The sequence below is a fragment of the Methanosaeta sp. UBA356 genome (genome assembly GCF_002496465.1).
GTDB lineage: Archaea > Halobacteriota > Methanosarcinia > Methanotrichales > Methanotrichaceae > Methanothrix > Methanothrix soehngenii.
The window spans coordinates 1,033-11,285 of record NZ_DAKC01000071.1; the positions used below are offsets into that span (position 1 = coordinate 1,033).

9 protein-coding genes are annotated in these 10,253 nt (G+C 52.2%); 4 read left to right on the plus strand and 5 right to left on the minus strand.

The window, feature by feature from the left end; translation table 11 throughout:
* A partial coding sequence (locus tag BP727_RS06350; protein WP_286857929.1) for a transposase occupies positions 1 to 264 on the plus strand: 264 nt, incomplete at its 5' end.
* A 21-nt stretch (positions 265 to 285) separates the two neighbouring features.
* Here the strand turns inward: BP727_RS06350 and BP727_RS06355 are convergent.
* Positions 286 to 975, minus strand: coding sequence for a HisA/HisF-related TIM barrel protein (locus tag BP727_RS06355; RefSeq protein WP_013719793.1), 690 nt, complete (start codon positions 973 to 975; stop codon positions 286 to 288).
* A 26-nt stretch (positions 976 to 1,001) separates the two neighbouring features.
* Between BP727_RS06355 and BP727_RS06360 the strand changes: the two genes are divergently transcribed.
* The gene (locus tag BP727_RS06360; protein ID WP_013719792.1) at positions 1,002 to 1,706 is read left to right on the plus strand and encodes a (5-formylfuran-3-yl)methyl phosphate synthase; all 705 of its coding nucleotides are present in this window, start codon (positions 1,002 to 1,004) and stop codon (positions 1,704 to 1,706) included.
* Between the two features lie 11 nt (positions 1,707 to 1,717).
* On the opposite strand, the gene BP727_RS06365 is transcribed toward BP727_RS06360, so the two are convergent.
* Together BP727_RS06365 and BP727_RS06370 are read right to left on the minus strand one after the other, a co-directional pair.
* Positions 1,718 to 2,200 carry an NUDIX domain-containing protein gene (locus BP727_RS06365; RefSeq protein WP_273278316.1) on the minus strand — a complete coding sequence of 161 codons (483 nt, stop codon included), beginning with the start codon at positions 2,198 to 2,200 and terminating at the stop codon, positions 1,718 to 1,720.
* 12 nt (positions 2,201 to 2,212) lie between these two features.
* Positions 2,213 to 3,280 carry an endonuclease/exonuclease/phosphatase family protein gene (locus BP727_RS06370; protein WP_013719790.1) on the minus strand — a complete coding sequence of 356 codons (1,068 nt, stop codon included), beginning with the start codon at positions 3,278 to 3,280 and terminating at the stop codon, positions 2,213 to 2,215.
* Positions 3,281 to 3,388: 108 nt separating this feature from the next.
* Between BP727_RS06370 and BP727_RS06375 the strand changes: the two genes are divergently transcribed.
* Positions 3,389 to 4,009, plus strand: a complete 621-nt coding sequence (locus tag BP727_RS06375; RefSeq protein ID WP_286857931.1) for a thermonuclease family protein — start codon at positions 3,389 to 3,391, stop codon at positions 4,007 to 4,009.
* A 77-nt stretch (positions 4,010 to 4,086) separates the two neighbouring features.
* On the opposite strand, the gene BP727_RS06380 is transcribed toward BP727_RS06375, so the two are convergent.
* Positions 4,087 to 4,872, minus strand: coding sequence for an ABC transporter permease (locus tag BP727_RS06380; RefSeq protein WP_013719788.1), 786 nt, complete (start codon positions 4,870 to 4,872; stop codon positions 4,087 to 4,089).
* Positions 4,869 to 5,918, minus strand: a complete 1,050-nt coding sequence (locus BP727_RS06385) for a daunorubicin resistance protein DrrA family ABC transporter ATP-binding protein (RefSeq protein ID WP_013719787.1) — start codon at positions 5,916 to 5,918, stop codon at positions 4,869 to 4,871. The genes BP727_RS06380 and BP727_RS06385 overlap by 4 nt, the downstream gene beginning before the upstream one ends.
* A gap of 383 nt (positions 5,919 to 6,301) precedes the next feature.
* Between BP727_RS06385 and BP727_RS06390 the strand changes: the two genes are divergently transcribed.
* Entirely contained in the window at positions 6,302 to 9,685 is a 3,384-nt protein-coding gene (locus BP727_RS06390) for an S-layer protein domain-containing protein (protein ID WP_286857934.1), read from the plus strand.
* The last annotated feature ends 568 nt before the right edge of the window (positions 9,686 to 10,253 follow it).

Here is a 10,253-nt window from a genome sequence, read left to right on the forward strand (position 1 = left end):
TATTTAAGCCCGGCTGTACTAGTGACTTTAACCTCTTACAAGGCTGCAAGTGCCGGTTCGGTGGTGGTCCTGGTAGATCCAAGGAATACGTCTAAGATGTGTTCCAGGTGTGGTACTCTCATTGAAAAGTCGCTGTCCGATAGAGTCCATAACTGCACTCAGTGCGGGCTGTCGATGGACCGGGATTGGAACGCAGCGATAAATATTCTCAGATTGGGATTGCAATCTGTCGGCACAGGAAGCCGTGGAAGCCCTGCTCTTTAGGGCGGGGAGCAGTCACTTCTTTCACTGTATCCTTTTCCGAGGAATCATTCCATTATGAACCGCCGTGGCAACCAAAGCCCCGGAAAAGCCGACCTTTTCCAGAGCCTCCAGATCCATCTCATCCTTTACCCCACCCCCCAGGATCAGAGGATGGCGGCTTCGAGCCCTGGCTTTCTCTAAAAACTCCCCATCCAGACCGGCACAGGTCCCTATCCGATCTAGCTCCATGATTATCACTCCCTCCAGGTCGATATGATTCAGCTCCTCCAGAACCTCCAGAGGGCTACGATCCGCCATGGCCTTATCCCTTGACAGGACCCTGCGCTTCGACATATCCAGGCTGGCTATCGTCCTCCTTTGGCCTGAGACCTCCTCTATCAGGGAGATGGAGGCCGTCTCCGTCCCCAGAACCGGGATAACGGATGGAGGAAGGAGATCCAGATCGCTTGATCTAGAGGCGCCAGTGTCCGCCATTGTCTTTGCCCGCTTGGATATCTCCTGGATCAGCTCCATATTATTTCCCCGGCCCATGATCATATCCAGGTCTGCTACATATACCTGAACCGGCCGAAGCTCATCCATAATCAGCAGGGGGTCGGAGGATTCTATTACCTGGCTGAATTCAGCAACAGGCTTATAGCGGCTGCGCTCTCCCCGCAGGGCATGAACAACAGCACCATTAAGTATATCGAAGACGAAGATGCATTTCACATTTGCCCAATCGGGATTGAGAGAATATGAGATTATTGGTCAGCCCCATGAACATGGAAGAGGCGCATGCTGCACTGGCGGGCGGCGCTGATATTTTGGATGTGAAGAACCCCAAAGAGGGATCCCTAGGTGCGAACTTCCCCTGGGTCATACGCTCGGTAGCAGACCTGGCAAGAGGCAAGGTGCCGGTAAGTGCGACCATCGGCGACATGGAGTTCAAGCCGGGAACAGCGAGCCTGGCAGCTTTGGGCGCAGCGTCCTCAGGCGCGGATTACGTCAAAGCGGGCCTATTGGGAGTGAAAACATGTGATCAGGCAGAGGAGATGCTCAAAGCCATCGTACGAGCGGTAAAAGACCTCGATCCAAAGAAGAAGGTGGTGGCTTCAGGCTACTCTGACTACCTTCGTGTTGGAAGCATATCTCCCATGCTCCTGCCCGCAGCCGCCTCTGAGGCAGGGGCAGATGTGGTGATGGTGGACACCGCCATAAAGGATGGAAAGCCGACATTCGACTTCATGGGCGAGAAGGACTTGGCGGATTTCATTGAGCTTGGCCATAGCAATGATCTGGAGGTTGCCCTGGCTGGCAGCATCGGATTTCCTCATCTGGAAACGCTCTTGCGCCTGCAGCCGGACATCATCGGCGTGCGGGGCATCGTCTGCGGGGGAGACCGCAGGAGTGCGGTGAAAGAAGAACTGGTGGTGAAGGTCAAGAGCGCTCTTGAGAGATGAACTCATCCGGATCAATTTCGGGATGATGCACATATGTTATCCAGGGCATACAGCAGCCGGTCGATGAAATCCTGCTGCCCTTTGTGGATCTTTTTCCGGGCAGACTCGACATCAAACCATCCTGCCCTGTCGATCTCGGGAAACTCCCGCATTATCCCTGATCTCCTGGGCCACTCAAGCATGAAATTATTGCTCACAATCCTCCTCTCATCCAGGTCCTTTTCTACTGCCCAGGCAAAAACGATCTTTCCGCTGGGCTGCTTTATCCTTCCCAGCTCTATGAAAATCCCTTCAACCTCAAAGCCAGTCTCTTCTTTAAACTCCCTTCTTGCTGCATCCAGGGGGCTCTCGTTCTCCTCGAAAAGGCCTTTGGATATAGACCAGGCCCCCTCGTCCTTCCCTGCCCACAAGGGCCCACCGGGATGGACGAGCAAGACCTCAAGATGGCTATCTTGAAACCTGAAAGGCAGGATCCCGCCGCTCTTTTTGCTCATAATTTTTTTATCTCACTTGTATCTTGATCGATGGCTCTTGTCTCTGCCTCTCTCCCTTCTCAAGACGCTTGTCGTGGTGGACCATCTAATATCCGATTCCGGCAGCTCAAAGCGGGCGATCACCGGGGCATGATCGGACTCGGGATAGAAGATCTTGGGAGCAAAGACTATGGATTCATCATGCAAGAGCTCGTTGTGCACCTCAGAGCCCTTGAAGAAGGCGAGCATCGTCCTTGATACCAGAATATGGTCTAGCATCTTGCCCTTGCCGTTATGCAGAAGAGAATAGCGTGCGGGCTCGGGAATGTTTCTCTCTGTTGGCACCATGACCCTCATGGCCAGGTCCATGTTCCCCGTGTTCTCCACGTCACCCCGGATAGCCTCTATGGAGACTTCATCGAACTCCTCGTTGAAATCCCCGCAGACGGCAATGAGAGCACAGCGATTGTCATCGAATAGATTGTCTATCAGAATGCGAGTCTCAAGAGCCTGGCCAATACGTTTCATGCTGGATATGAAGACCCCTTCTGCCCAGCCGAATGCCGTCTTCCAGGTTCTCTCGCTTAGCTTATGACCTTGGATGTTGGTCGGCCGGCGGGATTTGAGGTGCAGGTTGATCACATCCAGAACCGCTCCATTGGGCAGCCTGACCTTTGCGTGGAGAATGGGCCTCTCCCAGGAGATCTCCCGTGCCTCCAGCTCCTCGGGCAGGGCAGTGACCTTCTTGTAGCTCGGCGAGGGGGCATACTCATGCTGATATTGATGCTGCTCCATGATATCGAAACGGCTGAGGATGACCAGATTGTGATGGCTAAGGTAATTTCCATCCCGGTCCACGGTTGAGGCCCTGTTGAAGCTCTCATAAGGAGTTCCTTCTAAGAGGCGGTCCAAAGCCTCCAGGCGAGGCCTTCCGTTGCGCTCGTGCTGGGCGCAGATCTCTTGCAGGCAGAGAATGTCAGCGTCCAATCGGATGAGCTGAGGCCGCAGGACTGGTATGCGTTCATCCAGGCTGGGGCTTCTATCTGGCCGGTCGTCCAGGCTCATGAGGTTGAATGTCGCTATGCTCACCTTGATTGTCATCCGATCTCTCCTAGCTACTCCTCTTGTTCATACTATCCTGTCGAGGAGAGGATTTATCCTTTATACTTGTATGGTTGAGGCAAGATCGCAAATCATGCAGAGGTTGCTATGAATCTGAAGCTGGCAATTTTATTGATCATGATAATAGTGATCTTTGAGGCGTTTAATCCTGGTGCTCTGGCCGTCCCCGATGAAGCAGTAGGGCGAATTGTGAGCGTGATCAGCGCAGACTCACTGGGAATAGAGATGGTGATCAATGATCCCAGGACTACAGGGGTGGACAGCGTGAGGCTGGCGGATATTGCCGCTCCATCCACAGTGACCCCGCAGGGAAAGGCGGCCAAGAAAGCGGCTGATCTATTGCTGAAGGATCAGATCGTTTATATCGATATCGATGAGAACAGCACTCTAGGCCGCAATGAATGGGGGCAGATGGTCTGCGTAATCTATCTCATAGATTCCCGCTACCGTCCGATATGGCCTCCAGTGAACAGAATGCTAGTGGACGATGGCCATGCCGATCTTGCGGAGGACGGCAATAATGAGTTTAACTCATCTGCCTGGTGGGAGGATCCCATTCCCCAGGGATCGAAGGGGAATATATCAAAATATAAGGAGATTATGACAAGTCCGAAGGCATCATCCGAAAGCCAGAACAGCGCGAGCAAAAGCAGCGTTCTGGACATGGAGAGCAACGCCGGCCGGATCAACATCGGTTATCGCGCATAAGCTGGGTACAGATGCAAGCCCGGCATAGATTAGTCAACTGCCGCGCCCTTAAGAACGCAGTGGTTGACTAATCCTGATCAGTTCACCTCAGTGGTCTCGAATAGATATGCTCCCAGGAACAGCATTGCCGCACAGCATACCCCCAGAACGGCAAAGTCAGTAAGGGGCGAGAAGGCGCTTATGCCTATCAGGCAGTATCTCAGTCCATCCACACCATAGGTGAGGGGATTGAAATAAGCCAGGATCTTGATAATCTCCGGGAACTGGTCTAAGGGATAGAGCGCTCCGGAGAGGAAGAAGAGCGGGAATATCAGGAAGTTCATGATCAGGCTGAATCCGGACATATCCTCCATCTTGGACGCAAAGGCCAGACCCAGGCCGATGAACGTCGTTGCTATGAGAATCATAAAGACCAGGGATAGAATCAGCCCCTGGATGCTGGGAATGCCCATGCCCAGCAGTATCCCCGAGAGCATTATGATCAAAGCCTGAAGAATGCCAGTGGTCAGGCCGCCAGCGGTGCGTCCCAACACTATCGCTATCCTGCTCACCGGCGAGACCATTATCTCCTTCAAGAAGCCAAACTCCCGGTCCCAGAGGACAGATAGGCCGGCAAATGTCGCCGAGAAGAGCAGGGTCATGCCTATGATTCCCGGGGTGAGAAAGCTCATGTAGTTCACTCCTTCGGGAATTCCAGGAATTCTGCCGATATTGTTAAAGCCAATCCCCAGAAATGCCAGGAAGAAGAATGGAGAAGCAACCGAGCCGAACAGCCGGCTCTTGAGCCGGAAGAAGCGCAGCATCTCCCGAAGCCAGATGCTATAGATGGCGTACAGATCGCCTTTGACCTTATCTGCGATCATCTGCCGCCTCTGGGGAGAGCGATATCTGCACCCCGATCTTTGCCGCCGTTCTCTTTTATCTTCTTGCCAGTGTATTTGATGAATACATCCTCCAGCGTTGGTTTGTGCAGACCGACAGAGGTTATGACCGCATTGTTCCTGCTCGCTTCCAGCACCACTTCTGCTATTCTGGACTGAGCATGATCAACATGAAGCTTGATGCTTCCATTATCCGAGCTGATGGACTTGATCCAGGAGAATGACTGCAAAGACCGGACGAGGGCGTCCCCGCCGCTATCAGTCATCAGGGTTATGGTATCCGAACCGATGGTATCCTTAAGGCTCTCCGGCCTGTCCAGGGCCACGATCCTGCCGCTGTCCATGATGGCGACCCGATCGCACAGATAGTCCGCCTCCTCCATATAATGAGTGGTGAGGATCATGGTCACATTCATCTCTTTGTTCATGCGGCCGATGTACTCCCAGATGTATCGCCTGGTTTGGGCATCAAGGCCGATGGTGGGCTCATCTAGAAACAGGACATGAGGGCGGTGCATCAGCCCCCGGGCGATCTCCAGCCGGCGTTTCATCCCACCGGAGTAGTCCTGCATCTTGGTGTCTGCCTTCTCCTTCAGGTCGACCAGCTCCAGGACATCGGCGATTCTGGCCTTTCTGAGGGCAGCGTTCATTCCGTACATCCTGCCGTGAAAGTCCAGGTTCTCCCTACCGGTGAGCATGCCATCCAATGCAGGATCCTGAAAGACGACCCCGATAGAGGATCGCACCTCGTTCCTCTCCCGGACGATGTCGTAGCCCCAGACCCTGGCCTCGCCTGAGGTGGGGGTGAGCATGGTGGTCAGCATCTTGATAATGGTGCTCTTTCCCGCACCGTTGGCGCCCAGAAGTCCGAAGAGCTCCCCCTTTCTGATCTGAAGGTCTATATTGTCTACAGCGATCGTCTCACCAAACCTCTTGGTGAGGCCTCTTACAGAGATTGCCGCATCATCTGCTGCTTTTGTGGGCATATCCCCGAGATTGATATCCTTTGCCAACTCCTTGCCCATCATCGCTCCTGTCTGTCATCCATCTATCATTATCATATCCAATCTGGTCAGCCAGCACTTGAAGATATAAAAGAGCAACGGATAGAGAAGATGTGATCTCTTGCATTGAACTCTTGCCTGCCACATGAATTCAAGCTGTATATGCCCCTTTCGGAATCAGATTTATAAATGTGAAGCGTCCTTCCATCCTTTAATAGGGGCATAACAAAAAAAGGGCATTAAGATCTGAGGCCATGTAATTAGATCAAAAGAGAAAACATAAATCAGCAAAATAAGGGTATTGACTGGGATCTCGTTGAATTAATGTATTGGAATATAAATCTAATAACAATAAATAAGTCTGATTAGGATAAAAGGCATATAGCATCAGGTACGGGAGGATATCCATGGACTATGTCAGGATCGGTGGAGTTTGTCTGCTTCTCATAGTTTTAGCTGCAGCTCTGCCAGCAGATGTATTGGCGCAAGCCTCTGAATCATCAAGCGGGGCAGCCCCAAGCATAAGCCATAGCCTGCTTTCAGGAAGCAGTGCACAGGAATCGTCGATTTCAGCAGAAACACTGTCTAAACGAAACATCGGGTTGAAGCCTCTGGGAAGCAAAAGCAGCACTCCGACCGGTGCTGCTGCATCAGATCAATCCGCAGCCCAGGCGTCATCTGCCTCGGCAGCGCCTGCAACTCAAGCGGCTACCGCTCCTGCAGCAGCAACTGTAACAACATCACAGGTGAGCTCTTCTGCGCCTGCCCAACCGGAATCAAGCTCGCAGAACGCTCCCCCAGCTGAACAGACCAGCAGTGCCTCTCAGCAGGAGTCTAGCGGGAGCGCCACCACTCCAGCATCTAATGACATCATCACTCCAGACCAGATCTCTCAGGATACTATCGCCGCAGATGCGAGCACCGATAGCGCTGCAACAACCCCAGCAGAAGCTACCAGCTCCGGCACCTCCTCCGGTGGATCCGCAAGCGAGGTTGTCACTCCTCCAGAGGACGTTGCAGCAGGAACGGTAGTTTCAGCCACTGATTCTGCGGCTGATGCCTCCACTGCGTCAGCCGAAAATGCAACCAATGAACAATCAACTGATGAGCTGACCGCAGAGAATGAATCGCAGAATGAGACCGAGACAGAATCCGAAGAGGCTGAGGAAGAAGAGATAGAAGAGGGAGATAATAGAATCTGGAGAGAAGGCAAGAGTCCATATAAATACACCTGGACGCCAAAGACTTTTTCTGGATTCTTCTACGATCTGGAGAATGAAGTGGGCACAGAAAGGCTCACAGTAGACCTGGAGCCCAATGAAAGGTCCCTTGAAACCGGCAAGATCTCTTATTCCACTAAGCCTGAAGCTACAGACTTCGAGTTCGATGACTGGGGAGAGTATGAGGTCATAGGCTTCATGGCTGAGAAGTACTTCGCGGGCTATAAGGCAAGCGACCTCATCAATGACGACAGAAGCCTGATAAACGACGGCCAGTTAAGGCGTGTGCTGGTCGACAGCGACGAGGAGAAGACTGTAACCACCGGATCGGTTCTCCCTCTGGAAGAGGGCTATGAGCTACGCATTAAACAGATAGATATCGATGGCAATAAGGTCTATATGGCTTTAGCTAAGGACGGGGATGAGATAGACAGCAAGGTCATAGACCCAAGCAATCTTGATAGCTCCACCTACAATTATGAGGTTGAAGTTGCCGGAGAGGATACATCACTGATCCTGGCCCATATCTCCAATGTCTTTGCCAGTACCGAGTCCGCCCTGGTGACCATCGACGGCCTCTTCCAGATCTCCGATACCTATGCCTCGGTGGAGGACGGCGACAAGTATGGCAAGATGGAGGTCAAGAGCGTATCTGATGAAGGAGTCGAGATGGAGAACGAAGACTCGCTCACCCTGAGAAGAGGAAGCACAGTGGAGATCTTCGGAGATGTCTCATTCCTGGTTGCCGATGCCGATGAACTCCGGTTTGCCCCCTTGGTCAAGAAGACGGGAAGCTATGATGTCAGAGGCACAGTGATCGATCCATCAGAGACGAGCGAGTTCACCTGGAATCCTTACAACTTCGAGGGATTCTATTATGACATAGACGATGACGTCGGCACTGAGAACATGACCATGAGGATCAGTGGCGGCAGCAAGATCGAAGAGGGCGACCTGGAATACTCCACAAAATCCCAGCCGGTGAAGTTCGAGTTCAGCGATTGGGGGAAGTACGATGTAATCGGCTTCATGGCGGACAAGTACTTTGCCGGCTACAACGACGAGACGGAGTTCACCGATGAGGCCAGCATTATAGGGGAAGGCCAGTTGAGGCGCGTCCTGACGGACAGCGACGACAGCCGCACCATTGCCAGCGGATCTGTCCTCTCTTTGGAGGAGGGCTATGAGCTGCGCATCAAGCAGGTGGACCTGAACGGAAATAAGGTCTATCTCGCTTTGGCCAAGGACGGAGATGAGGTGGACAGCAAGGTAGTCACTCCATCCAACGATCCGACTGACGGTTCGTCCAATTACCTATACAAGATAGATATGGGCGGGGAGAAGGATGTTCCACTCATCTCTGCTCATGTCGAGAGCGTGTTCAGAAGCACTGAATCAGACCTCGCCACCGTGGACGCCATATTCCAGATATCCGATAGCCCCGAGTCGGTTGAAGAAGGGGAGATGCATGGTAAGATGAAGGTGGATTCCCTGGATTATGACGGCATAACCCTGACCAATGATGGTACCATAAGCCTGTCCAGAGGTAAGGACGTCGATATCATGGATAACCTGAGGATTCAGGTCGCAGACAGCGATAAGAGGTTGCTGGCCCCAATTGCCACCAAGACGGGCGAGGGAACCGCATTGTCCTTGGCGGTCTCTGGTGCGGTTGTGGACAAAGCAGCCCAGATTGCCGTCCGCTCTGGAACTTCAGCCCTATCCGGTGTAGCGATCTCAATCGATGGCAACACCATTGGAACCACCGATTCAACCGGATCGATCAGCTACATCCCAAAGAGCACAGGCACTGTGAAGGTTGTTGCCAGGAAGACCGGCTACAATGATGCTACCGCCGATATGGTGGTAAGAACTGTGGAGGAGGCCTCACAGCTTACCGCTGCTCAGAGGGCAAATGTCACACTGGCCAATCAGCTTATTCTCAATGCCCCGGCGGAGGTGTCAGCTGGAGAGAACTTCTTGATAACCGTCACCGAGGGGATAAACCAGACACCTGTGGCAGGAGCACAGATCCTCTTGGATGACAATGAGATAGGAAACACCAGCTCTCAGGGTACCTTCACTTATGCCGTCAATTTGACCGGAGAGCATTCCCTGAAGGTGGAGAAGGAGGGATACAGTTCCGCCAGCAGGAAGATAATGGTGACCTCGGCATTGGAGGTTATGGACTTGACTCTGCCCGAGACGGCTAATGCCAAGCAGTCCATGAAGATCTCGGCTGTTGTGCACAACAAGGGCAGCGAGGTGGATACCATCACCCTTAATCTGATGGTAAACGATACTCTCGCCGAGAGCAGGAATGTGACTGTAAAGGCGGGCGAGAACAGCACGGTGCAGTTCAGCTACAATCCAGATGAGACGGGATTGCATAGGTTCAGCCTGAATGGAAAAGCCGGAACAGTGAATGTGGAGGAGGCGCAAACCAGCAACTGGCTGATAGGCCTCATCCTCGTTTTTCTCATTGCCATCGGGGCAGGAATCTATCTGTATCAGACCGGCGAGCTGGATAAGCTGCAGCGACAGGTCAAGAAGATGATGCAAGGGCGATAATAATCGCTCTTTACATCTTTTTTTAATGGCCGAACACCGACAATATAGCTTACACTCCGGTGTGATATTCTTCCCCACAATTTTTTGGGCTCGTCCCTTAATGACGTCATCCAGCATCCATGATGCCCAGCGCGCAGATGATCAAGGAAAGGAAGCCTGGAGGCATTCATGAGAATGTGCAGTATGGACCTATATCGAAAACTATATATCTCGGCAATCGACTATATACATGATGGCGAAAGTCGTTACATCCCCTCTTACACTCCATTTTTATAACGGCTTTCCCCTCCCTCCTTCCTCTCCCTTCTTTGCTTGCATCTGGAAGTTCTTATGCAGCCATTTTTTCAAGAGCGTTTTATCAAGCGAAAACATTTTTTTTGATATCGTCTTTTCCTTTAGTATTGTTTCGTCTTAGCAGGCTTTTGAGCCAATACAGTATCTATCAAGCTTTACAGAAAGCTGGAACCCGTACATTGGATTGATATACCCAAAGATATCTAAGCAGAAAAGATCTGAAGTGTTGGATCAGCCAAGGGCAATCGCTTCAAAATCAAACTGCGCGCGGCCA

Coding starts and splice junctions, on each gene's coding strand:
- BP727_RS06360 (WP_013719792.1), top strand. CDS start 1,002: ATGAGATTATTGGTCAGCCCCATGAACATGGAAGAGGCGCATGCTGCA.
- BP727_RS06365 (WP_273278316.1), bottom strand. CDS start 2,200: ATGAGCAAAAAGAGCGGCGGGATCCTGCCTTTCAGGTTTCAAGATAGC.
- BP727_RS06370 (WP_013719790.1), bottom strand. CDS start 3,280: ATGACAATCAAGGTGAGCATAGCGACATTCAACCTCATGAGCCTGGAC.
- BP727_RS06375 (WP_286857931.1), top strand. CDS start 3,389: ATGAATCTGAAGCTGGCAATTTTATTGATCATGATAATAGTGATCTTT.
- BP727_RS06380 (WP_013719788.1), bottom strand. CDS start 4,872: ATGATCGCAGATAAGGTCAAAGGCGATCTGTACGCCATCTATAGCATC.
- BP727_RS06385 (WP_013719787.1), bottom strand. CDS start 5,918: ATGATGGGCAAGGAGTTGGCAAAGGATATCAATCTCGGGGATATGCCC.
- BP727_RS06390 (WP_286857934.1), top strand. CDS start 6,302: ATGGACTATGTCAGGATCGGTGGAGTTTGTCTGCTTCTCATAGTTTTA.